The sequence below is a fragment of the Micromonospora matsumotoense genome, from assembly GCF_900091525.1.
GTDB lineage: Bacteria > Actinomycetota > Actinomycetes > Mycobacteriales > Micromonosporaceae > Micromonospora > Micromonospora matsumotoensis.
Genome location: NZ_FMCU01000001.1, coordinates 324553 through 348256, shown reverse-complemented (window position 1 = coordinate 348256; position 23704 = coordinate 324553). Strand labels below are relative to the sequence as shown.

Annotated in this window: 15 protein-coding genes and 1 pseudogene; 13 read left to right on the top strand and 3 right to left on the bottom strand. The window is 73.9% G+C overall.

All coding sequences use genetic code 11. The annotated features are described in order from the left end of the window. Positions 1 to 162: 162 nt before the first annotated feature. The 4 genes and pseudogenes from GA0070216_RS36335 to GA0070216_RS01430 form a co-directional block, all read left to right on the top strand. Positions 163 to 891, top strand: a pseudogene (locus tag GA0070216_RS36335) (phosphoribosyl-AMP cyclohydrolase); the annotation flags it as partial. Between the two features lie 144 nt (positions 892 to 1035). Beyond that, positions 1036 to 1485: a phosphoribosyl-AMP cyclohydrolase gene (gene hisI, locus GA0070216_RS35200; protein ID WP_425413126.1), complete on the top strand. Its 450-nt coding sequence runs from the start codon at positions 1036 to 1038 to the stop codon at positions 1483 to 1485. After that, entirely contained in the window at positions 1482 to 3035 is a 1554-nt protein-coding gene (locus tag GA0070216_RS01435) for an anthranilate synthase component I (RefSeq protein ID WP_091237434.1), read from the top strand. The genes hisI and GA0070216_RS01435 overlap by 4 nt, the downstream gene beginning before the upstream one ends. Then, positions 3032 to 3628, top strand: coding sequence for a Trp biosynthesis-associated membrane protein (locus GA0070216_RS01430; protein WP_091237432.1), 597 nt, complete (start codon positions 3032 to 3034; stop codon positions 3626 to 3628). Before GA0070216_RS01435 ends, GA0070216_RS01430 begins: the two co-directional genes overlap by 4 nt. On the opposite strand, the gene GA0070216_RS01425 is transcribed toward GA0070216_RS01430, so the two are convergent. Beyond that, positions 3621 to 3914 (bottom strand): hypothetical protein, encoded by a 294-nt coding sequence (locus GA0070216_RS01425; RefSeq protein WP_091237429.1) that lies wholly within the window; start codon positions 3912 to 3914, stop codon positions 3621 to 3623. The two genes, GA0070216_RS01430 and GA0070216_RS01425, sit on opposite strands and share 8 nt — an antisense overlap. A gap of 475 nt (positions 3915 to 4389) precedes the next feature. Here GA0070216_RS01425 and trpC point away from each other — a divergent pair, with 475 nt between their 5' ends. The 5 genes from trpC (at position 4390) to GA0070216_RS01400 (ending at position 10052) form a co-directional block, all read left to right on the top strand. Continuing rightward, on the top strand, positions 4390 to 5193 hold the full coding sequence (gene trpC, locus GA0070216_RS01420; protein WP_176738808.1) for an indole-3-glycerol phosphate synthase TrpC: 804 nt from the start codon (positions 4390 to 4392) through the stop codon (positions 5191 to 5193). 111 nt (positions 5194 to 5304) lie between these two features. Further along, positions 5305 to 6540, top strand: a complete 1236-nt coding sequence (gene trpB / locus GA0070216_RS01415) for a tryptophan synthase subunit beta (protein WP_091237424.1) — start codon at positions 5305 to 5307, stop codon at positions 6538 to 6540. A gap of 4 nt (positions 6541 to 6544) precedes the next feature. After that, positions 6545 to 7348: a tryptophan synthase subunit alpha gene (gene trpA / locus GA0070216_RS01410; protein WP_091237421.1), complete on the top strand. Its 804-nt coding sequence runs from the start codon at positions 6545 to 6547 to the stop codon at positions 7346 to 7348. A gap of 236 nt (positions 7349 to 7584) precedes the next feature. Continuing rightward, positions 7585 to 8850 (top strand): prolipoprotein diacylglyceryl transferase, encoded by a 1266-nt coding sequence (gene lgt / locus GA0070216_RS01405; RefSeq protein ID WP_425413121.1) that lies wholly within the window; start codon positions 7585 to 7587, stop codon positions 8848 to 8850. Positions 8851 to 8861: 11 nt separating this feature from the next. Further along, the gene (locus tag GA0070216_RS01400; RefSeq protein ID WP_091237417.1) at positions 8862 to 10052 is read left to right on the top strand and encodes an FAD-dependent oxidoreductase; all 1191 of its coding nucleotides are present in this window, start codon (positions 8862 to 8864) and stop codon (positions 10050 to 10052) included. Between the two features lie 197 nt (positions 10053 to 10249). Here the strand turns inward: GA0070216_RS01400 and GA0070216_RS01395 are convergent, their stop codons facing one another. Then, positions 10250 to 11095 carry a GNAT family N-acetyltransferase gene (locus GA0070216_RS01395; protein WP_091237414.1) on the bottom strand — a complete coding sequence of 282 codons (846 nt, stop codon included), beginning with the start codon at positions 11093 to 11095 and terminating at the stop codon, positions 10250 to 10252. 146 nt (positions 11096 to 11241) lie between these two features. Between GA0070216_RS01395 and gltB the strand changes: the two genes are divergently transcribed. Continuing rightward, complete coding sequence (gltB, locus tag GA0070216_RS01390; protein WP_091237411.1) at positions 11242 to 15897, top strand: glutamate synthase large subunit; 4656 nt, start codon at positions 11242 to 11244, stop codon at positions 15895 to 15897. Then, positions 15890 to 17398 carry a glutamate synthase subunit beta gene (locus tag GA0070216_RS01385; protein ID WP_091237409.1) on the top strand — a complete coding sequence of 503 codons (1509 nt, stop codon included), beginning with the start codon at positions 15890 to 15892 and terminating at the stop codon, positions 17396 to 17398. The genes gltB and GA0070216_RS01385 overlap by 8 nt, the downstream gene beginning before the upstream one ends. An 816-nt stretch (positions 17399 to 18214) precedes the next feature. Here GA0070216_RS01385 and GA0070216_RS01380 read toward each other — a convergent pair. Continuing rightward, positions 18215 to 19753 (bottom strand): M1 family metallopeptidase, encoded by a 1539-nt coding sequence (locus GA0070216_RS01380; protein WP_091237408.1) that lies wholly within the window; start codon positions 19751 to 19753, stop codon positions 18215 to 18217. 198 nt (positions 19754 to 19951) lie between these two features. Here GA0070216_RS01380 and GA0070216_RS01375 point away from each other — a divergent pair, with 198 nt between their 5' ends. Together GA0070216_RS01375 and GA0070216_RS01370 are read left to right on the top strand one after the other, a co-directional pair. After that, positions 19952 to 20764 (top strand): SGNH/GDSL hydrolase family protein, encoded by an 813-nt coding sequence (locus GA0070216_RS01375; protein WP_091237407.1) that lies wholly within the window; start codon positions 19952 to 19954, stop codon positions 20762 to 20764. Positions 20765 to 21024: 260 nt separating this feature from the next. Continuing rightward, complete coding sequence (locus GA0070216_RS01370; RefSeq protein ID WP_091237406.1) at positions 21025 to 23703, top strand: hypothetical protein; 2679 nt, start codon at positions 21025 to 21027, stop codon at positions 23701 to 23703. Position 23704 lies beyond the last annotated feature (1 nt).

The following is a 23704-nucleotide window of genomic DNA, read 5'->3' as shown; positions in this document are numbered from 1 at the left end:
ACCCATCGGGCGCCAGCCTTCGTATCGGACTTTAAGCATCGTCCCGGGCACTAGCCTCCGACTCGGGGCGCTTGTCTTGGGATCGGGCGCTAGCCTTCGGATCGGACAGGAAGTCCGCCTTCGGGCATTGCGCCCCGATCGGACCTACGGCACGATGGCGCGGTGGATCACGCTCCGTTGCCGGAGGCCGCCTTCCTGGCCGACTGGACCGACCGGTTGCGCGCTTCCGCCGAGCGCCCGGTGGTCGGGATACTGCTGCGCGGTAGTCACGCCCGGTCGGCCGCCACCGCCTACAGCGACGTCGACCTCGACGTCCTGGTCGCCGCGGCCAACCAGCCCGTCCCGCCGGGCTCGGCACACCCGCCGCCGCCGTCGGATTCGGCCGAGACGCCGTACGATGCCCGCCGCGCCTACCTGACCGAGGTGGACGGGCGGATCGTGCACGTCTCGGTGGCCGCCCGGGACGTCCGCACCTGGGTCGACCGGCTCGGCGAACCGGCCGACTGGGCGTTCGGGCTGCCGGTGACCACCCCCGCCCGACTGCTCTGGGCCGACCCGACCTGGCGTCGCCGGATCGACCTGCCGGTGCTCTGCCAACCCGCCGACCAGCCCCGCCTGGAGGAACTGGTCGCCACCCTCGGCAAGGTGGCCGGGGCCCTCGCCGCCGACGACCCGCTCGGCGTCCGGCTGGCCGCCGCCGACCTGGCCCGGCTCTGCCCGTGCGTGCTGCGACCGGCCAACCCGGGCGTCCGGGTGGCATCCCGCCGGACCGCCTTCGCCGCCGCCCTGGACCTGCCGGTCGCGCCGCCGGGCTACCGCGACGACATGCTGCTCTGCCTGGGGGTACGCCCCGCCGCCGCCGTCGAGGTCGGTGCCGCCGCAGCCCGCCTGGTGACCGGGGTGCTCCCGCTGGTCCGGCCGTACGCGGACCGGATCGCCGAGACGGCCGGCCCGGACCTCGCCCTGGCGTTGCGCGACGGTCGGCTGGACCGGTACGTCGTCCAGTTGTCCCGGGCGATCGGGGACGGGGCGCAGGTGCCCGCGCCGCGTGCGGGACAATCGGTAACTGTGCCCGTACCTGACTCTGCTCCCAGCGACGGCGGACCCGCCGCCGCGGCCCGCCCGTCCCGTCTCGACCCGGCCATCGCCGCCCGGCTGCGCCGCACCCCGGACGGCCTGGTCGCCGCGGTCGTGCGCCAGCACGACACCGACGAGGTGCTGATGGTCGCCTGGATGGACGACGAGGCGCTGCACCGCACCCTGACCACCGGCCGGGCCACCTACTGGTCGCGCAGCCGCCGGGAGTACTGGGTCAAGGGCGCCACCTCCGGCCACCACCAGTACGTCCGTTCGGTGGCGCTGGACTGTGATGGCGACGCGTTGCTGGTCGGCGTGGACCAGGTCGGCGCGGCCTGCCACACCGGCGAGCGCACCTGCTTCTTCACCGAACTCCCGGTCACCTCCCCGCAGGGAGCGTCCTCATGACCGACGGCGCGCTCAGCCCGGACCTGGCGGGCTTCGTGGCGGCGGCGGCCCGGTGGCGGGTGGTGCCGGTGACCCGGCGGCTGCTGGCCGACGCGGAGACCCCGGTGGGGGTCTACCGCAAGCTGGCCGGTGGGCCGGGCACCTTCCTGCTGGAGTCCGCCGAACAGGGTGTCGGCTCGGCCGGCATGGCCTGGTCGCGGTACTCGTTCATCGGGGTGCGCAGCAGCGCCACCCTGGTCGAGCGGGACGGTGTCGCGACGTGGACCGGCACCCCGCCGGCCGGGGTGCCGGCCTCCGGCGACCCGGTGCACGTGCTGCGGGAGACCGTCGCGGCGCTCGCCGGTGGGACCCCCGACCCGGATGCCGGCCTGCCGCCGCTGACCGGCGGCATGGTGGGCTACCTGGGGTACGACCTGATCCGCCGGTTCGAGCGGCTGCCCGAGCTGACCGAGGACGACCTCGGGGTGCCCGAACTGGGCATGATGCTCGCCACCGACCTGGTGGTGCTCGACCACTACGACGGCTCGGCGATCCTGGTCGCCAACGCGGTGCTGCCACCGCTGGACGACCCGGACCGGGCGGAGCGGGTCACCGCCGCCTACCACCATGCGGTGGGTCGACTCGACGCGATGACCACCGCGCTGTCCCGACCGATTCCGCCCATGATCTCGACGGTGGGTCGGCCACCGGCCGGCAACGTGGTCAGCCGGACCCCGGACGGCGGTTACCCGAAGGCGGTCGAGGCGGCGAAGGAGGCGATCCGGGCCGGGGAGTGCTTCCAGATCGTGCTGGCCCAACGGTTCGAGCGGGCCACCGACGCCGACCCGCTGGACGTCTACCGGGTGCTGCGGACCACCAACCCGAGCCCGTACATGTACCTGCTCCGCTTCGACGGGTTCGACATCGTCGGCTCCTCCCCGGAGGCACATCTCAAGGTCAACGCCGACACCGACGGGCAGCGCCGGGCGATGCTGCACCCGATCGCCGGGACCCGGCCGCGCGGGGCCACCCCGGTCGCCGACGCCCGGCTCGCCACCGAGCTGCTGGCCGACCCGAAGGAACGGGCCGAGCACGTGATGCTGGTCGACCTGGGCCGCAACGACCTGGGCCGGGTCTGCCAGCCGGGCACCGTCCAGGTGCCGGAGTTCGCCACCATCGAGCGGTACAGCCACGTGATGCACATCGTCTCCACCGTGGTGGGCACCCTGCGCGAGGACCGGACGGCCTTCGACGCGCTGGCCGCGACCTTTCCCGCCGGCACCCTGTCCGGTGCACCGAAGGTCCGGGCCATGGAGATCATCGAGGGGTTGGAACCGGTCCGCCGGGGCCTCTACGGCGGCACCGTGGGCTACTTCGGGTTCGGCGGCGACCTGGACATGGCGATCGCGATCCGTACCGCGCTGATCCGCGACGGTCGGGCGTACGTGCAGGCCGGGGCGGGGGTGGTGGCCGATTCCGATCCGGCCGCCGAGGACCAGGAGACCCGGAACAAGGCCGCCGCCGTGCTGGCCGCGATCGCCGCCGCCGAGACCCTGCGACCGGCCCGGTGAGCTGCACCGGGGCCGGCGGGACGAACGCGACCGGCCCGTCCGCCGCTGCCTCGACCGGCCGGCGCGAGTTGACGTACGCCGTGCTGCTCTGCCTGGTCGGTGCGGGCCTGGCCAGTTGGGCGGCGACCCGGACCTGGTCGGTGGAGGTGCTCGCCCGGGGGGCGCTGCCGCCGACCCGGCAGGACCGCTCCGGGGCGGACCTGCTGCCGTGGCTCTCCGCGTTGGCGCTGGTCGCGCTGGCCGGTGGCGGTGCGGTGCTGGCCACCCGGGGACGGCTCCGGCAACTGCTCGGCGGCCTCATCACCCTGCTCGGCCTGGCGGTGGCGGTCGGCGGCGGTTACGGGCTGGTCGCCGACGTCGGTGCCGAGGCGCACCGGCAGTGGCCGGCGCTCTGCCTGCTCGGCGGGCTGGTGGCGGCCGGCGGGGGCCTGCTCACCGCACGGCGCGGCGGGGGCTGGCCGGGGATGGGCGCCCGCTACGAGCGGACGGCACGCGCCGATGCCCCGGACGGGCCGGGCCTGCCGATCGCCGACCGGGGCAACCGGGCGGCGTGGGACGCGCTCGACCGGGGTGAGGACCCGACCGTCAACTGACCGGCTGCGGGGCGCGGGCGGCGTGCCGGTCCTGGCTCGCGTGCCGGTCCCGGGCCGCGGCCCGGGTGGCGGCCAGTTCGGCGACCAGGCGGTCCAGTTCGGCGCGCTGGTCGGCGCGGGCCCGGTCGGCGCAGACCGCCTCCCAGGCGTTGCCCCGGGCGGTCCGCACCCGCCCCTCGCCCGCCACGACCCGTTCCAGGGTGTGCACCACCTCGACGGCCAGCGAGACGACGGTTCGGGAGATGGTGGTGAGTCCGATGCCGGCGTTCGGCTCCGCAGTGCTCATAGATCACCCCGCACGATGAGATCCGATGGTGGGCAGGCGCATCGTCGAGTCTGCCCGAAACGATGCTGCCGGGCTCACGTTTCGCCCTGGTGACGGGCCGGTCAACGGCCTCCACCTGCACCGGACGGGCGTCCTTGAGCTTCGTCACAGCCACCGGGAGCCGGGCCGAGCTGCGCGCCGCGCCGGGACGTGATCTCATAGCGTATGGGTGTCGATCGATGGTCCGGAGTGCTCCGGACGACTGATGTCGATGACACCGACCGACGGGTATGGTGGCGCTGTGTGACATTCCGTTCACCGGAGGTCCGGCATCATGCCACAGCCCATCTCGTGAGGAGCGCCATACCCCCGGCGCTTGTCGCCAGGTGGCGCCCCCTAGCATCGGCCCATGACACCCGGAGAGGGGAGTCCGTTGGTGACTGCTGAGCATGCGCACGCAGAGGGGGACGGGGCCGGTTCGGCGGCGTCCGCAAGCGTGCTCGACGAGATCCTGGCCGGCGTCCGCGAGGATGTGGCGCGGCGGCAGGAGCAGCTTCCGCTGGAGCGGCTGCGCGAACTGGCCGCCGCCGCGCCGCCGCCGCTGGACGCGTACGCGGCCCTGCGCAAGCCCGGCGTGGCGGTGATCGCCGAGGTGAAGCGTTCCTCGCCGAGCCGGGGCCGACTGGCCGAGATCGCCGATCCGGCCGAACTGGCCGGTGAGTACGCCTCGGGCGGCGCGCGGGCGATCAGCGTGCTGACCGAGGGGCGCTGGTTCGGCGGATCGCTCGACGATCTGGCGGCGGTCCGCGCGGCCGTACAGGTGCCGGTCCTGCGCAAGGACTTCGTGGTCTCCAGCTACCAGGTGCACGAGGCCCGGGCGCACGGGGCCGACCTGGTGCTGCTGATCGTCGCCGCGCTGGAGCAGAACGCCCTGGTCGGGCTGCTGGAGCGGATCGAGTCGCTCGGCATGTGCGCGCTGGTCGAGGTGCACACCGAGGAGGAGGCCGACCGGGCCCTGGAGGCCGGCGCGCAGGTGATCGGGGTCAACGCCCGTGACCTGCGTACCCTGGAGGTCGACCGGTCCGTGTTCGAGCGGATCGCCCCCGGCCTGCCCAGCAGCGTCGTCAAGATCGCCGAGTCCGGCGTGCGGGGCCCGCACGACCTGATCCGGTACGCCTCGGCCGGCGCCGACGCCGTCCTGGTGGGCGAGGGGCTGGTCACCCAGAAGAGTCCCCGCGAGGCGGTCGCCGAGCTGGTCAACGCCGGGAACCACCCGGCCACGCCCCGCCCGGCGCGCTGACCCGATGGGCAGATCTGCGCAGCGAGAGGACATCGCGATGAGCGAGCGCGAGCGATTCGTCACCGGCGACGCGACGGAGCGTCGGTGCGCGGGCGGCCGGGGAGCGGCGGCATGAGCGCCGACGTGTCGACCCCGGCCGAGCGGTTCCCCGACTCCGCCGGTCACTTCGGCCGGTTCGGTGGCCGGTTCGTCCCCGAGGCGCTGGTCGCCGCGCTCGACGAGCTGGACGCCGTGTACCGCAAGGCGATGACCGACGAGGAGTTCCTCGCCGAGTTCGCGGCCCTGCTGCGCGACTACGCCGGCACCCCCTCCCTGCTGTACTCCGCCGAGCGGTTCTCCGCCAAGGTCGGCGCGCGGGTGCTGCTCAAGCGGGAGGACCTCAACCACACCGGCGCGCACAAGGTGCGCAACGTGCTGGGCCAGGCGCTGCTCACCCGGCGGATGGGCAAGCGGCGGGTGATCGCCGAGACCGGCGCCGGCCAGCACGGGGTGGCCGCCGCCACCGCCGCCGCCCTGTTCGACCTCGAATGCGTGGTCTACATGGGCGAGGTGGACACCGAGCGGCAGGCGCTCAACGTGGCCCGGATGCGGATGCTGGGCGCCACCGTGGTGCCGGTGACCACCGGCTCGCGCACCCTCAAGGACGCGATGAACGAGGCGATGCGGGACTGGGTCGCCAACGTCGACGACACCCACTACCTGATCGGCACCGCCGCCGGCCCGCACCCGTTCCCGGAGATGGTCCGGGACTTCGTGCGCGGCATCGGTGACGAGGCCCGTCAGCAGTGCCTCGACCTGACCGGTGGGCTGCCGGACGCGGTGCTCGCCTGCGTCGGCGGCGGCTCCAACGCGCTGGGCATCTTCCACGCCTTCGTGCCCGACACCGAGGTGCGGCTGTACGGCTTCGAGGCCGGCGGCGAGGGCGTGGACACCGACCGGCACGCGGCCAGCATCACCGGCGGCAGCGCCGGGGTGCTGCACGGCGCCCGCACGTACGTGCTGCAGAACGCCGACGGCCAGACCATCGAGTCGCACTCGATCTCCGCCGGCCTGGACTACCCCGGGGTCGGCCCCGAACACGCCTGGCTGCACGACACCGGCCGGGCCCGCTACCAGCCGGTGACCGACCGGGAGGCGATGGCCGCGTTCGAGCTGCTCTGCCGCACCGAGGGGATCATCCCGGCGATCGAGAGCGCGCACGCCCTCGCCGGCGTGGTGCAGGTCGCCCCGCAACTCGCCGCCGAGCTGGGCCGGGAACCGGTCCTGGTGGTCAACCTCTCCGGTCGTGGTGACAAGGACGTGCACACCGCCGGTGAGTACTTCGGCATCCTCGACAAGGAGCAGTGAGACCGTGAGCCGGATCGGGGTGGCCTTCGACAAGGCCCGGGCCGACGGGCGGGCCGTCCTGGTCGGCTGCATGCCGGCCGGGTTCCCCACCGTCGAGGGCAGCATCGCCGCGATGACCGCCATGGTCGAGGCCGGGGTGGACGTCATCGAGGTGGAGATCCCCTACTCCGACCCGGTGATGGACGGCCCGGTGATCCAGAAGGCCAGTGACATCGCGCTGGCCGGTGGCGTCCGTACCGCCGACACGTTGCGCATCATCGAAGCGGTCGCGGCCACCGGGGCGCCCGTGGTCACCATGACCTACTGGAACCCGATCGAGCAGTACGGGGTGGACGCGTTCGCCCGGGACCTGGCCGCCGCCGGGGGCACCGGCCTGATCACCCCCGACCTCATTCCCGACGAGGCCGGCGAGTGGCTGGCCGCCTCGGACGCGCACGGGCTGGACCGGACGTTCCTGGTCTCCCCGTCGTCCACGGACGCCCGGCTGCGGATGACCGTCGAGCACTGCCGGGGCTTCGTCTACGCCACCGCCATCATGGGGGTGACCGGGGCCCGGTCGCAGACCTCGGACGCCGCCCCGGTGCTGGTCTCCCGGCTGCGGGAGGTCACCGAGCTGCCCGTCGGGGTGGGGCTCGGCGTCGGCACCGGCGCGCAGGCGGCCACCGTCGCCGGGTACGCCGACGGGGTGATCGTGGGCAGCGCGTTGATCCGCCGCCTGCTGGAGGCACCGGACCTCGACGCCGGCCTGGCCGCCCTGCGTACCCTCTCCGCCGAACTCGCCGAGGGCGTCCGCAACCCCACCCGCTGAGCCGCCCGGCGGGGCCTTTCCACCCGGCTCGATCCGGCCCCCGCCCGACCTGGCCTGTCTGGGGCTGATCAACTCAATGGGGGCGAAGTGGCGGTATCCGCCGGAGTAGATACCGCCATTTCGCCCCACCGGTGTCAACCGTGGGATCGGGTCGCGGTGGGGTGGAGTGGCCCGGCGGCAGGTCTGACCGGACCGGGGTGCCACGGCGGGGGTCCGCAGCGGTAGCCTGTGCACCCGTGACCCATGTCTCGATGACGCCCTTGGCGGCGCTGCCCAGCCCGACAACCGCCGTCTGGCAGCTCGGGCCGGTCCCGCTCCGGGCGTACGCCCTCTGCATCGTCGCCGGCATCGTGGTCGCCTGTCTGGTGACCGAGCATCGGCTGCGCCAGCGCGGCGTCGCCCCCGGCGCGGTGCTCGACATCGCGGTCTGGGCGGTCCCGACCGGCATCATCGGCGCCCGGATCTACCACGTCATCACCTCACCCGAGAAGTACTTCGGCACCGGTGGCGACCCCTGGAAGGCCTTCGCCATCTGGGAAGGCGGTCTCGGCATCTGGGGGGCCGTCGCCGGTGGCGCGGTCGGCGCCTGGATCGCCGCCCGGCAGCTCGGCATCCCGCTCTCGGTAGTGGGCGACGCCCTGGCCCCGGGCCTGCCGCTGGCCCAGGCGGTGGGCCGGCTCGGCAACTGGTTCAACAACGAGCTGTACGGCGGGCGGACCAGCCTGCCGTGGGGCCTGGAGATCCACCGGATGGACCCGGACAATCCCGGGCACGCGCTGCGCGACGACGCCAACCAGCCCATCCTGGAACCCGGCCTCTACCACCCGACGTTCGCCTACGAGGCGCTGTGGAACCTCGGCGTCGCCGGCCTGGTGTTCGCCCTGGACCGCCGGTTCAAGCTGGGTCGTGGCCGGGCCTTCGCGCTGTATGTGATGGGCTACACCGCCGGCCGGTTCTGGATCGAGCTGATGCGCAGCGACGAGGCGAACCGGATCCTCGGTGTCCGGCTCAACGTGTGGACCGCCGGTCTGGTCTTCGTCGGCGCGCTGATCTACTTCCTGCGGGTGCGAGGCCCCCGTGACTACCTGATCCCGATCGACGCCCCCACGCCGGCCCCGGTGACCGGCGGCGACGTCTCCCAGGTCGACCTGTCCCGCGCCGGTAAGGGATCTGCGCCGGTCGCGCCGGTGGGCTACCAGGTGGTCGACGAGGAACAGTTCACCACGTACCAGGAGACCGGGGTGCGGCCCGCCGGACCCGCCGACGACGACGTGCCGGTGACCGACGACCAGCCCTCGGGCCACGAAGACCAGCCCGCGGGCCACGACGACCGGTCGTCGGAGCCCGACGACCGGCTCAGCGGCGGTGCGGACGCGACGGTCGGCGGTGACCGACCCGCCGGAACCGGTGACGAGCCCGACGCGGGCGACGGCACCGACGCGCCGGCGGGGGCCGACCGGGCCGGCGGCGCGGGTGGCCGGCCCGCCGACCGGGACAGCTGAGCGGGCGCGGCGTGCGCAGCGCGGTGGTGGTCGGCGCCGGGCTCGGCGGGCTGTCGGTGGCCGGGGCGCTGGCTCGCTCCGGCTGGCAGGTCACCCTGCTGGAACGGGCCGACCGGGTCCGCCCGGAGCCCACCGCCGTGGTGCTGTGGCCCAACGGGGTACGCGCCCTGCGGGTGCTCGGCCTCGGCGCCGGCCTGGACGCCATCGCCACCCCGCTGCCCGACGGCGGCATCCGCCGCCCCGACGGTCACTGGCTGGCGCAGCCCCGGCCCACCCCGGCCGACCGGATGCCGGTGGTCGTGCACCGGGAGGATCTGCACGACGCCCTGATCGCCGGCCTCGGCGACCGGGTCGAGCTGCGGACCGGGGTCGCGGTGGACAGCGTCCGGGCGAACGCCGACGAGCGGCCGGGAGTCGGGCTGAACGGACAGTTCCTCGAGGCGGACCTGGTGGTCGCCGCCGACGGCACGGACAGCGTGCTGCGCCGTCAGCTCGCTCCCGAGGCCGCCGTGGTCAGCTCCGGCTGCGCCGCCTGGCGGGCGGTGATCCCCTGGTACCGCGCGCCGCTGCCGGCCGACCAGCCGGTCGGTGGCGAGGTGCTGGGTGCCGGCTACCGCTTCGTGGCCGCCTCGCTCGGCGAGCGGGGGTCCTCCGGCGCGTCCCGTCGGGGTGGCATCTACTGGGTGGCCACCGCCGCCGGTGCGCCCCGCCCGGAGCCCCCGCAGACCCAGCTCGCCCTGCTCAAACGCTGGTACGCGGGCTGGCCCGCGCCGATCGGCGACCTCCTGGCGGCCACCGAGCCCGCCGACCTGGTCCAGCAGGAGATCCGTGAGCTGCGCCCGCTACCCCGGGCGTACGGCTTTCCTGCCGGGCCGGGCGGGGTGGTGCTGCTCGGCGACGCCGCCCACGCCATGCCGCCGCACCTCGGGCAGGGCGCCTGCCTGGCCTTCGAGGACGCGGCCACCCTGTCGTCGCTGCTGCGGGAGTCCCGGCTGCCCGACGCCGTGCTGGCGTACGACCGATTGCGCCGTCCCCGGGCGGCCACCGTGGTCCGGCAGACCCGCCGGATGTCAGCGGTGCTCCAGACCCGGGGCCGGCTGGCCCTGCGCGCCCGCGACGCGGCCCTCGGCACGATCAGCCCCCGCCTGCTCTCCGGCGCCGCCGCCGCAGCCGCCGCCTGGCGCCCCCCACCCACCCCCTGACCCACCCCCACCCCCCACCCCGCCGCGCGCCCCCGCCCCCGTTCCCGCCCGTCCCTGGTCGGTGATCAAGAGGTTTACGTCATTCGCGGCGCATTTCCTGACGCAAACTTCTTGATCACCGGGCTGGGCCGGGGCGAGCCGGGCCGGGGGCGAGCCGGGGCGAGCTGGGCCGAGGGTGGCGGGGGAGGGCGGGGAGGTCAGATGAGGGCGGTGGGTTCGGCTATGCAGGCGGTGCCGACGCGGCGGAAGCCGACGCGGAGGTAGATCCGGGCGACGTCCTCGCTGCCGGCGGAGAGGAAGACCAGGTCGGTGCCGGCGTCGCGCAGGGTGCGGGCCAGGGTGGCGGTGACCGCCGCGGCGAGCCCCCGGTGCCGGGCGGCGGGCAGGGTGGCCACCCCGGCGATCTCGGCGATGTCGTCGACCCGCATCGCCATCCCGCTGGCCAGGGCGCCGTCGTCCGGCGTCCAGGCGATCGCCGAGATTCGCCGGCCGTCGGCGATCCGGGCCCGTTCCTCGTCCAGCGCGGCGACGTCCAGTTCGGTCATCGCGGCGTCCCGCTCGGCCGGGCCGGCGTCACCCCGGGCGGTGCCGGCGGCGGAGAAACCGACCGCGGCGACCGCGCGCCGGGCCGCCACGTCGAGTGCGAAGCCGGGCGCATCCGGGTCCAGCACCCGCACCGGTACGTCGGTGAGCGTCGCCGGGTCGGCCGGGGTGGCACCCGGGTCGAGCACCATCAGCGGGGCCTCCAGCACGCTCAGGCCGGCAGCCCGGGCGGTGGCGAGCAGGTCCGGGGTGGTCTCGTGCACCCACTCGAACGCCTCCGGCAGGCCCAGCTCACGCTGCCGTTCCCGGACCGTGTGCACGTCGGCGAGCGACGGTGGCGCGGTGGCGTCGAGGCGGGGGCGGGCATAGAACGGCCAACCGGCCCCGTCCCGGGCGAACAACACCAGTGCGCCGTGCTCCTCCGCACGGGCGGCGTCCCGGGGCACCGCGTCGTAGAAACGTTCCAACCGGTCGAACAGCTCGCGGTGTGCAGGATCCACCGCGCGAGACTACACGTCCCAGAGTCTGGAAGGTGTGATCAATCTGCACTGGCCCTGCCCGGGTCGCCCTAACGTAGACTCAACAGACCGCCCAGGGCCGACGTCGTCCCGACCATGAAACAACCTGAGTGACGACAGGAGACCCGGTGGCCCTTCCGTACCCGCACAGCCCGCAGCCGGTCCCTTCCGCGGCCGGTCTGTACGACCCGGCGCACGAGCACGACGCGTGCGGGGTGGCTTTCGTGGCCGACCTCTACGGGCGGCGCTCCCACGCGGTGGTGGCGAACGGCCTCGGTGCGCTCTGCCGGCTCGACCATCGCGGCGCCCGGGGCGCCGAGCAGAACACCGGCGACGGCGCGGGCATCATGATCCAGGTGCCGGACGCGTTCCTGCGCGCGGTGGTGGACTTCCCGCTGCCCCCGGCCGGCCAGTACGCCACCGGCCTGGTCTTCCTCCCCGACGACGACGGCGGCGAGGCCCGCGCCCGTCAGGTGGTGGAGAAGTACGCCCTGGTCGAGGGGGCCGAGGTGCTCGGCTGGCGCGAGGTGCCGACCGACCCGAGCGGGCTGGGCGAGACGGCGCTGGCGGCGATGCCCCGGATCCGGCAGCTCTTCCTGGCCGCGCACCGGCTCACCGACACCCCGGCGGGCCCGGCCGGCTCCCCACTGGCCGGCATCGACCTGGACCGGGTGGCGTTCTGCGTCCGTAAGCAGGCCGAGCGGGAGACCGCCGAGCGGGGGGTGACCGCATACTTCCCGTCGCTGTCGGCGCGGACGATGACCTGGAAGGGGATGCTCACCCCCGACCAGTTGCCGGAGTTCTTCCCGGAGCTGACCGACGCGCGGGTCGACAGCGCGATCGCGCTGGTGCACTCCCGGTTCTCCACCAACACCTTCCCGTCCTGGCCGCTGGCCCACCCGTACCGGTTCATCGCGCACAACGGCGAGATCAACACGATCCGGGGCAACCGGAACTGGATGCAGGCCCGCGAGGCGCTGCTGCGGAGCCCGCAGCTGCCGGGCAACATCCGGCGGGTCTTCCCGGTCTGCACCCCGGCCGCCTCCGACTCGGCCAACTTCGACGAGGTGCTGGAGCTGCTGCACCTGGCCGGTCGGAGCCTGCCGCACGCGGTGCTGATGATGATCCCGGAGGCGTGGGAGAACGACCCGGCGATGAGCCCGGACAAGCGCGCGTTCTACCGCTTCCACGCCAGCCTGATGGAGCCGTGGGACGGCCCGGCGTCGGTGGCCTTCACCGACGGTGAGGTGGTCGGCGCGGTGCTGGACCGCAACGGCCTGCGGCCGGGACGCTGGTGGCGTACCGCCGACGGGCTGGTGGTGCTGGGCAGCGAGGCGGGCGTGCTCGACCTCGACCCGGCCACGGTGGTCGCCAAGGGCCGCCTCCAGCCGGGCCGGATGTTCCTGGTCGACACGGTCAACGGCCGGATCGTCTCGGACGACGAGATCAAGACCGAGCTGGCCGCCGCCCAGCCGTACGACGAGTGGCTGCACGCCGGCCTGATCGAGCTGGACGACCTGCCGCCCCGCGAGCACGTGGTCTACACCCACGACTCGGTGCGCCGGCGGCAGCAGACCTTCGGCTACACCGAGGAGGAGCTGAAGATCCTGCTCGCCCCGATGGCCCGCACCGGGGCGGAGCCGCTCGGCTCGATGGGCACCGACACCCCGATCGCGCCGCTGTCGACCCAGCCCCGGCTGCTCTACGACTACTTCCACCAGCTCTTTGCGCAGGTCACCAACCCGCCGTTGGACGCCATCCGGGAGGAGCTGGTGACCAGCCTGGCGTCGACCATCGGCCCGGAGGGCAACCTGCTGGACCCGGGCGCGGCGAGCTGCCGGCAGATCGTGCTGCCCTACCCGGTGATCGACAACGAAGAGCTGGCGAAGCTGCTCGACGTCGACGAGGACGGCGACCTGCCCGGCTTCAAGGCGGTCCGGGTCTCCGGGCTCTACCGCATCCGCGACGGCGGGCCCGGCATCAAGGCCCGGCTGACCGAGATCTGCCGGCACGTGTCCGAGGCGATCGAGGACGGCGTCCGGATCCTGGTGCTGTCCGACCGGGACTCCAACGCCGACCTGGCGCCGATCCCGTCGCTGCTGCTCACCGCGGCGGTGCACCAGCACCTGGTGCGGGAGCAGACCCGGACCCAGGTGGCGCTGATCGTGGAGTCCGGCGACTGCCGCGAGGTGCACCACGCGGCGGTGCTCATCGGGTACGGCGCGGCGGCGGTCAACCCCTACCTGGCCTTCGAGTCGGTGGAGGACATGATCGCCACCGGGGCCCTGGCCGGGGTGGAGCCGGCGAAGGCGGTCCGCAACTATGTCAAGGCGCTCGGCAAGGGCGTCCTGAAGATCATGTCCAAGATGGGCATCTCGACGGTGTCGTCGTACTGCGGCGCGCAGGTCTTCGAGGCCGTCGGCCTGGACACCCGCCTGGTCGACCGCTACTTCCGGGGCACCCCCAGCACCATCGGCGGGATCGGGCTGGCCGAGATCCACGCCGAGGTCGCGGCCCGGCACGGGCAGGCCTGGCCCACGCCCGGCACCGTCGGCTCCGCCCGCTTGGAGGTGGGCGGCGAGTACCAGTGGCGGCGCGAGGGCGAGCTGCACCTGTTCAACCCGGAGACGGTCTTCCTGCTCCAGCACGCCACCCGCAGCCGGCAGTACGACGTGTTCCGCCAGTACACCGCCAAGGTCGACGAGCTGGCCGCGCGGGCCGGATCCCTGCGGGGGCTGTTCACCCTGCGGACCGGGCTGCGCCCGGCGGTGCCGATCGAGGAGGTCGAGCCGGCCACCGAGATCGTCAAGCGGTTCGCCACCGGGGCCATGTCGTACGGGTCGATCTCGGCGGAGGCGCACGAGACGCTCGCCATCGCGATGAACCGGCTCGGTGGCAAGTCCAACACCGGCGAGGGCGGCGAGGACGTCGACCGGCTGCACGACCCGGCCCGCCGCTCGGCGGTCAAGCAGATCGCCAGCGGGCGCTTCGGGGTGACCAGCGAATACCTGGTCAACGCCGACGACCTCCAGATCAAGATGGCGCAGGGCGCAAAGCCGGGCGAGGGCGGGCAGTTGCCCGGCAACAAGGTCTGGCCGTGGATCGCCCGGACCCGGCATGCCACCCCCGGCGTCGGCCTGATCTCCCCGCCGCCGCACCACGACATCTACTCCATCGAGGACCTCGCCCAGCTGGTGCACGACCTCAAGTGCGTCAACCCGGCCGCCCGGGTGCACGTCAAGCTGGTCAGCGAGGTAGGCGTGGGCACGGTCGCGGCCGGGGTCGCCAAGCTCAAGGCCGACGTCATCCTGATCTCCGGGCACGACGGCGGCACCGGCGCGTCCCCGCTCAACTCGCTCAAGCACGCCGGCACCCCCTGGGAGCTGGGCCTGGCCGAGGCGCAGCAGACGCTGCTGCTCAACAAGCTGCGCGACCGGGTCACCGTGCAGGTCGACGGCCAGCTCAAGACCGGTCGGGACGTGGTGGTGGCGATGCTGCTCGGCGCGGAGGAGTTCGGCTTCGCCACCGCCCCGCTGATCGTCGAGGGCTGCGTGATGATGCGGGTCTGTCACCTGGACACCTGCCCGGTCGGCATCGCCACCCAGAACCCGGTGCTGCGGGAACGCTTCACCGGCCGGCCGGAGTTCGTGGAGAACTTCTTCCTCTTCCTCGCCGAGGAGGTCCGCGGCTACCTGGCCGAGCTGGGCTTCCGCAGCATCGAAGAGGCGATCGGGCAGACCGAGGTGCTCGACGTCGTACCGGCGATCGACCACTGGAAGGGTCACGGGCTCGACCTGGCCCGGGTGCTGCACACCCCGGAGCTGCCCGAGGGTGCCGCCCGGCGCGGCATCCGGGCCCAGGACCACGGCCTGGAGCTGGCTCTGGACAACGAGCTGATCGCGCTGGCCCAACCGGCGCTGCGCGACGGCAGCCCGGTGCGGGTGGAGGTGGCGGTGCGCAACGAGCACCGCAGCGTCGGCGCGATGCTCGGTGGCGAGGTGACCCGCCGCCACGGTGGTGCCGGCCTGCCGGACGACACCGTGGAGTTCGTGCTGCGGGGCACCGCCGGGCAGTCCTTCGGCGCGTTCCTGCCGCGCGGGGTGACCCTGCGGCTGCACGGCGACGCCAACGACTATGTCGGCAAGGGGCTCTCCGGCGGCCGGATCGTGATCCGCCCGGACGCCGCCGCGCCGTTCGTCGACCCCGAGGCCGTCGCCGGGCAGCGCGCCGAGGACCAGATCATCGCCGGCAACACCATCCTGTACGGGGCCACCGGCGGCGAGTTGTTCCTGCGCGGCCGGGTGGGGGAGCGCTTCGCGGTCCGCAACTCCGGCGCGGTGGCCGTCGTCGAGGGCGTCGGCGACCACGGCTGCGAGTACATGACCGGTGGCACGGTGGTGGTGCTCGGTGCGACCGGCCGCAACTTCGCCGCCGGCATGTCCGGCGGTACGGCGTACGTGCACAAACTGGACACCGGCCGGGTCAACGCGGAACTGGTCGACCTGGCCCCGCTGCGCGACGCCGAGCGTGAGCTGCTGCACGACCTGGTGCAGCGGCACGTCGCGGAGACCGACTCGGCGGTCGGCGCGGAGCTGCTGAAGAACTGGGCGGAGGCGGTGGAGGAGTTCACGGCCGTGGTCCCCCGGGACTACCGCCGGGTAATGGAGATCATGAAGGCCGCCGAAGCCGCCGGCCGCGACGTCGACGACGCGGTCATGTCAGCGCTGACCGCGTCGGTGCCGCCCGTCCCGCGGGCGGTCGCCCAGGAGGTGGCTCGTGCCTGACCCGAACGGATTCCTGCGTTACGAGCGGCAGCTGCCGGCGCGTCGCCCGGTGGCGGTGCGGATCACCGACTGGCGCGAGGTCTACCCGCCCGCCGGTGCCGAGCTGATCCGGGAGCAGGCCACCCGCTGCATGGACTGTGGCATCCCGTTCTGCCACGACGGTTGCCCGCTGGGCAACCGCATTCCGGACTGGAACGACCTGGTCCGCACCGGCAACTGGGACGCTGCGGTCGAGTCGCTGCACGCCACCAACAACTTCCCCGAGTTCACCGGCCGGCTCTGCCCGGCGCCCTGCGAGGCGGCCTGCGTCCTCGGCCTGGGTGGCCAGCAGCCGGTCACCATCAAGCAGGTCGAGGTGGAGATCGCCGACGCGGCGGTGGCCCGGGGCGGGCTGAACCCCCACCCGGTGCCGGCGTCGACCGGCCGGTCGGTCGCCGTGGTCGGTTCCGGGCCCGCCGGGCTCGCCGCCGCCCAACAGCTCGCCCGCGCCGGTCACGCCGTCACCGTGTACGAGCGGGACGACGCGATCGGTGGCCTGCTCCGGTACGGCATCCCCGACTTCAAGCTGGAGAAGCAGCACATCGACCGGCGGGTGGCCCAGCTGGCCGCCGAGGGTGTGCAGTTCCGTACCGGCGTGAACATCGGCGTCGACGTGACCGCCGAGGAGTTGCGGGGCCGGCACGACGCGGTGCTGCTGGCCTGCGGCGCGCTCCAGGGCCGGGACACCCCGGAGACGCCCGGTCGGCCGCTGCGCGGCGTCCACCAGGCGATGACCCACCTGGTCGCCGCCAACCGGGTGGTCGCGGCGGCCGGGGACGGTCGACCCGCGCCGGCGGTGCTGCCCGACGGCACGCCGATCGACGCGGCCGGCAGGCACGTGGTGATCATCGGCGGTGGCGACACCGCCGCCGACTGCCTGGGCGTGGCCCACCGGCAGGGCGCGGCCGGCGTCCACCAGCTCGACCTCTACCCGGAGCCGCCGCACGGCCGGGACGCCGAACGGGACCCGTGGCCGACCTGGCCATGGGTGCTGCGCAACTACCCGGCGCACGAGGAGGGCGGCGACCGGGTCTTCGCGGTGGCCGTGCAGGAGTTCGTGGACGACGGCACCGGCCAGGTCAAGGGCGTCCGGATCGCCGAGGTGACGGTGGAACGGCGCGACGGGCGACGGGTGGTCACCGCGCTGCCCGGCTCCGAGCGCGAGCTGCCGGCCGACCTGGTGCTGCTGGCCATCGGCTTCGAGGGCACCGAGGAGCAGCCGCTGCTGGCCCAGTTCGGGGTGACCCGCAACGCCCGGGGCGCGGTCGACGCCCGCCCCGACTGGCAGACCGACGCCGACGGCGTCTTCGTCGCCGGGGACATGCACCGGGGGGCGTCGCTGATCGTCTGGGCGATCGCCGAGGGACGGGCTGCCGCCGCCGCGATCCACTCCTACCTGGGCGGGATCGGTTCCCTGCCCGCCCCGGTCGACCCGGCCCGCCAACCCCTCGCCGCCCGCTGACCCCCTTAACCCGCTGTTCCGCTCGGTTCGCTGTCGCGTTCGGTTCGCGGTCTCGCTCCGTTCGCTGTTCCGCTCGGTGTGCTCGACCGGCTGGTCCACCCCGACGGAGCAGAGCGGTTGGTGGCCGTCAGTCGACCTGGTCCGCAGGTCGGCTGACGGCTGGGGTCGCCCGGTCCACTCCGCCAGTTGGCAGCTGGTTTCGCGGCATGACCTGTCACGGTTCCCGTGCTGTACCTGTCCCGGGTTTCGTGCGGTGCGCCAGGGCCGTTGCGGGTCGGCCCCCGGGGGGCACTGTCTCGCAGAGGAAGCTATGCCCAGCAGGCATGAATATGCCTGCTGGGCATAGTGCTCTCCGGGGGTTGCTGTTCCGGCCGGGTCGAAGCTGGCCCCGAAGCTGGTCTCACGCCGAGTCGGAGCAGGGGCCAACACCGGGGTCGGGGTGGGGACCAGCGGGATGGTGCCAGCGTCGGAGCCTGCGAGCGGTGAGTGTCGAGCCCGTCGAGCCCGTCGAGCTCGTCGGAACCGCTGGCCCGTCGGAACCGCTGGCCCGTCGGAACCGCTGGGGCCCTGGTACCGCTGGGGTGGCAGGACAGCCGGGGCCGCCGGGACAGCCGGGCCGTCGGGGCAGTTGGCCCACCTAGGCCGCCCAAGGCCGGGGCCGCTGTGCCGTCGGGACCGCTGGGGCCGCCGGGCCGCTGGGACAGCTGGGCGGTGGGGGCTATCGGGGCGGTGGGGGTGCTCGGGAGATGCGTGGGGACGGGGCCGGTTCGGGCTGCCTGCCCGGTGCCGGGGGCAGGCAGCCCGAACCGGGGTCGGTCAGCGCGCCAGCAGTTGGTGCGCCGCCCGGATCTGGGACCACGACTTCGGCTGTGCCGGAGCGGTCGTGGTGCGGGTGGCAGCGGCCGGGGTGGGGCGGCCGGGGGTGAACAGCCAGGTCGTGAAGACCGGGTCCAGGTCGACGCCGGAGATCCGCTCGGCGAGGGCCTGGAACTGGGCGATGGTGCCGTTGCCGTACCGGTGCTCGGCGGTCCAGGCGGGCAGGATCCGGAAGAACGCGTCGTCGCCGACGGTCAGCCGGAGCTGGTGCAGGGCCATCGCGCCCCGGTCGTAGACCGCGCCGTCGAAGACCGCGCTGGCACCCGGGTTGCCCGGCAGGACCTGCCAGAACTCGTCGTCCGCGGGGTAGTCGGCGTAGGTGAAGTCGAACAGTTCCTGCGCGGTGCCCTCACCCTGAGCCTCCGACCAGAGCCACTCGGCGTACGAGGCGAAGCCCTCGTTCAACCAGATGTTGCTCCAGTTCGCCACCGAGACCGAGTCACCGAACCACTGGTGGGCGTTCTCGTGCACCACCACGTACGGGTTGCTGCCGCGTCGCCAGAAGCCGGGCCCGTACACCGGGCGGGTCTGCGTCTCCAGGGCGAAGCTCAGGCTGTCGATCGGCGCGGCCACGCCCCCCTGCGCCTCGAACGGGTACGGCCCGAAGATGCCGCTCTCCCAGTCCACGATCTCGGCGGTGCGTTCGATGCTGGCCCGGGCGGCGGGACCCCGATCGCCCAGCGTGGTGCTGTAGGCGTTGATCACCGGCTGGCCGTTCGGTGCGGTGTCGGTGACGATGTCGTACTGGCCGATCGCCAGGAACGCGAGGTAGGTGGCGCCGGGCTTGGTGCTGCGCCAGCCCCACCGCATCCGGTTGCCGGCCTCGGCCAGCGGGGGCCGGGGCTGGACGCCGTTGCTGATCACCTCGACGCCGTTGGGCACGGACACCGAGACGTCCCAGGTGGCCTTGTCGAGCGGGTGGTCGTTGGACGGGAACCACCACCAGGCCGACTCGGGCTCGTTGACGGCGAGCGCGCCGTCGCTGGTGCGGGTCCAGCCGGAGTAGCCGTCCACCAGGGTCTCCGACGGCACGCCGGCGTAGGTGACCACGATGGTCAGCGCCTGGCCGGTGGTGATGCCGCGCGGCGCGGTGACCGCCAGCTCGTGGACGCCCTCCCGGGCGAACCGGGCGGTCCACCCGTTGACCCGCACCGACTCCACGTCGAGCAGGAAGTCCAGGTTGAACCGGGAGAGGTCCTGGGTGGCCGTCGCCAGGATGGTGGTGGTGCCGCTGAGCCGGTCGGTGGCCGGCTCGTAGCGCAGCCGCACGTCGTAGTGGTCGACGTCGTAGCCACCGTTGCCGTAGTCGGGGAAGTAGGGGTCACCGAGACCGGGGCTGCCGGGTTTCGGGGCGGCCGAGACCGCGACCGACCGGCTCTTGCCCGGTCGGGCGTCGGCCTGGCCGGGGGTGCCGGTCACCAGGGTGCCGGCGGTGGTGACGGTCAGGGCGGCGATGGCCGCCGTGAAAACACGTCGCACGGGGTGGACTCCCTCCATCGGGGTGTTCGCACCGACAACCTAATCGACGGCGGTGGAACCGTGCGTCCCGGACGGTGGGGATCACCTGTTCTCTTTATGTCGATGTTTCGCTAGCATTACCGACTAGTAACAACGCCTCACCCCTTGGCCACGCGCGCGGTCCAGAGGCTCTTCCCTTCCTGCCCCCGGAGGACCGTCATGCCCCACCGCGCCCTACCCCGCCGTGTCCTGGCCCGTGCCGTCACCGCACTCGCCGCCCTGCTCGCCACCGTCGCCGGTGTCGTGCTCGTCCCCACCGCCGCCCAGGCCGCCACCGTCCACTACGTGGCGCTCGGCGACTCGTACTCCTCCGGTGTCGGCGCCGGCCCGTACGACCTGTCCACCTGCCTGCGCAGCCAGAAGTCGTACGCCCCGCTCTGGGCCGCCGCCAACGCGGTGAGCAGCTTCGCCTTCCCCGCCTGCGGCGGTGCGGTCACCTCCGACGTGATCAACAAGCAGGTCGGTACGCTGAGCGCCGGCACCACGTTGGTCACCATCACCATCGGCGGCAACGACGCCGGCTTCGCCGACGTGATCACCAGTTGCCGGTTCGGCAGCACGGCGAACTGCACGGCAGCGGTCGACAAGGCCAAGAGCTTCGCCACCTCGACGCTGCCCGGCCGGCTCGACGCCACCTACGCCGCGATCCGCAACCGGGCCCCGAACGCCCGACTGGTGGTGCTCGGCTACCCCCGGCTCTTCGAGACCGGCTCCTGCGGCGTGCTGGCGATGAGCAGCTACAAGCGGACCATCCTCAACGAGGCCGCCGACGCGCTCGCCACGGTCACCGCCGCGCGGGCCGGCGCGGCCGGGGCCACCTTCGCCGACACCCGGCCGTTCTTCACCGGGCACGGCGTCTGTGCCGCCGCCCCGTGGATCCGCGACGTCAGCGGCGTCATCGAGGCGTACCACCCGAACGCCGACGGCTACCGGTACGGCTACCTGCCGGCGCTCACCGCCGCGCTGCGCTGACCGGCACCGGCGGTCGGCGGCCCGGCACCCGGGTCGCCGACCGCCGCGCGCCCGGCGTCGGCCAGGCCGGGCAGGTCCGACGCCGTCGCTGGCGCGTCAGGACGCACGCGCGCCCACCATGGCGGGACGCCCACGTCCGACGCGCCCGGACCCTGGCCGGTCGGCCCGGGTCACCGGTGGCGATCCACCGGACACCGTCAGTTGCCCACGTCGTCGACAATGGGGAGTCTGGTTCCCAGGAACGCGGCGGAGGTACCCGTATGCGCGAGCCGGTGACGCCACCGCTGGCCCGGCCCGTCCCGGACGGTCCCCCGACCGGCGGGGCGGAGCTGCCGTCCCTGTTGACCCGGTTGCTGCGCCGGCCGCGCCGGGGCGACCGGCGGTTGCCGGTGCTCTGGCTGGTGCGGGCCGCCACCGGCGGCGACCCGGGTGCCCTGCTGCGGCGTTTCGTCGGGCAGGGCGCCGGTCGTCGGGTACCGCACGCCGTGCTGGACCTGACGGCCCGGCCCGACGTCGCGGACGTGCCGGCGGTCCTGCGCGAGTTGCACCGGCAGTTGTCGTTGGAGGCGTTCGGGGCGGCCCGGCTGCGGTTCCGGCACTACCCGCTGGCCGACTGGCTGATGCACCAGAGCCTCGACGTGGGGGCCGACACCGCCGCCAGCGGCCGGGCCACCCTGGTCCGCCGGCTGCGCGACTGGCGGGGGCGGCGCTCCGTCGAGGAGCCGCAGGTCAGCGGGGAATCGGTGGTCGGTACGGCGCTTCAGGTGCTGCTCTGGCTGCTGCGCCGCGCGGTGCCCAGCGCGGTGTTCCGGGTCGCCGTCTCCGGCCGGGTGCCGGTCGTCGGGGGGCAGTACCGCTGGTTCATGCGGCAGCAGTACCTTGCCCCCCGCCAGTCGGTGACCTTCCTCGGGTTCGCCGAACGACTCACCGCCGGCTGGCGCGACGGCGAACAACCGGCCCAGGTGGACAAGCTGCTGCTGCACGCGTTCCTGGAGGACCTGCGGCAGGCGTACCGGCGGCGGGTCTGGCGGCCCGGTGACTGGCGGCGCACCGCCTACCCGGTGCTGCTGCTCGACGGGGTGACCGTCGACGGCGTCGGGCACACCCTGGCCCGGCTGCTCAACGACGTGCGCAACGAGACCGGACGCAACGACCCGCTGCTGGTCGTGGCGCTCGCCACCGCACCACCACCGGAGCTGCCCGGCACCCGTCCGCTGCGCGAGGCGGACGACGCCTGCGACGAGTGGGCCGAGGCGCTGCCCGAGACCCGGCGGCTGCGGCGGGCCGCCGCCTGGCTGGTGACGCTGCGCCCGGACGACGACGACGTCACGCCACCACCGGGGTTGGCCCCGCCCGCGTTGGTCGCGCCAGACCCGCCGTGGTGGGCGCGGCGGTTCCTGCCGGCGGCGGTGGTGCTGGCCCTGCTGGTCGGGGCCGGCGCGTGGGCGGACAGCCGCTGGACGCTGGACTGCCACCCGGCGTTGACCGGTCAGGTGCGGGTCCAGTTGATCGCCGGGGAGTGCGTCGGCTACAGCGACGGCGCGGCGCAGGTGTTCAACAGCGAACCCGGCCAGGACCGGCTGCGGGCGGTGCAACGGCGGATCTTCGCGCAGAACCGGGCCGCCGAGGAGGTCTGGCAGCGCAGCGACCGGCGTCGTCCCTATCTCACCCTGGTCTACCTGGGCACCCTCACCGGCAACCGGACCCGGGCGGACGAGGAGTCGTACGTCTCCGAACGGGAGGAGTTGGAGGGCCTGGCCACCGCCCAGTACGCCCTGCTCAAGGAGTCCGCGGCGGCCGACGGCGCGGCCCTGCTGCACGTGGTGGTCGCCAACGGGGGCCGGCAGATGCGCCACGCCGGGCCGGCGGTGCGGATGCTGGAGGCCCTGGCCCGCGACGATCCGACCGTGCTCGGGGTGGTGGGGCTGGTGGAGAGCCGGACCAGCACCGCCTCGGCGTTGCGGGAACTCAACCGGGTCGGCCTGCCGGTGCTCGCGCCCACCCTGTCGGCCGACCGGATGGACGACAACTCCAGCCTCTACCTCCAGATCTCCGCGCCCAACTCGGCGCAGGTCGCGATGATCGAGACGTACGCCCGGCAGGTGCTGCGGGTGACCGAGGCGCACGCCTACTACAGCACCGGGGAGGACAGCTCCCTCACCGAGGACCTCTACGTCGGCACCCTGGTCGACGGGCTGCGCGAGCGGTTCGGCACCCGGCTCACCCGGCTCGACGAGTGGCGTACCGGGCGACGGTTGACCGCCGAGTGCGGCTACCGGGGGCTGCTGCTCTTCGCCGGGCGCTGGTCGGAGTTCGACGGGTTCCTGCGGGCGTTGAAGGAGTGCGGCGCAGACCCGCCCCGGCACCTCGTCGCCGACGACTCGGTCAACCGGTACATGGCCAATCCGGGGCTGCGGGCCAGCGCCCCGGGCAACCTCCCGGTGACGTACGTGTCGAAGGCGTCGCTGGCCACCTGTGCCTCCCTGCGGGCCGCGCAGGCCGCCCGCGACGACGCCCGGGGCAGCTTCCTGACCTGGGTCGGTGCCGCCGACCTGCTCGACCCGCCGCGCTGCCGCGACGGGGCCGGCGCACCGGTCGGCGAGCGGGTCAGCCTCGCCTACGACGCGGCGATGATGGTGGTGCGGGCGGTGGAGAGCCTCGCCGCCCGGCTGCGGCACGCCGACACCGGCCGGCGCTGGGAGCCCCGCTCGGTCAACCCGGTCGGTGTGCACGCCGAGGTGCTGCGGCAGAACGCCGCCGCCGGCTACCCGGGGGTGGCCGGCGTGATCCGGTACGCCCCCGACTCCGGGGAGCCGGTCGCCAAGCGGTTGGCGTTGCTGCGGGTGGCCCGGGTGCCGGACGTCGCCGCCGAGCCGGTCGAGGTGTTCCACTGCGGTGCCGCCGACAGCGGGCCGGACCCGGGCTGCCGCCCGACGTGAC

Coding starts and splice junctions, on each gene's coding strand:
- GA0070216_RS01435 (WP_091237434.1), top strand. CDS start 1,482: ATGACCGACGGCGCGCTCAGCCCGGACCTGGCGGGCTTCGTGGCGGCG.
- GA0070216_RS01425 (WP_091237429.1), bottom strand. CDS start 3,914: ATGAGCACTGCGGAGCCGAACGCCGGCATCGGACTCACCACCATCTCC.
- trpB (WP_091237424.1), top strand. CDS start 5,305: ATGAGCGCCGACGTGTCGACCCCGGCCGAGCGGTTCCCCGACTCCGCC.
- GA0070216_RS01375 (WP_091237407.1), top strand. CDS start 19,952: ATGCCCCACCGCGCCCTACCCCGCCGTGTCCTGGCCCGTGCCGTCACC.
- GA0070216_RS01370 (WP_091237406.1), top strand. CDS start 21,025: ATGCGCGAGCCGGTGACGCCACCGCTGGCCCGGCCCGTCCCGGACGGT.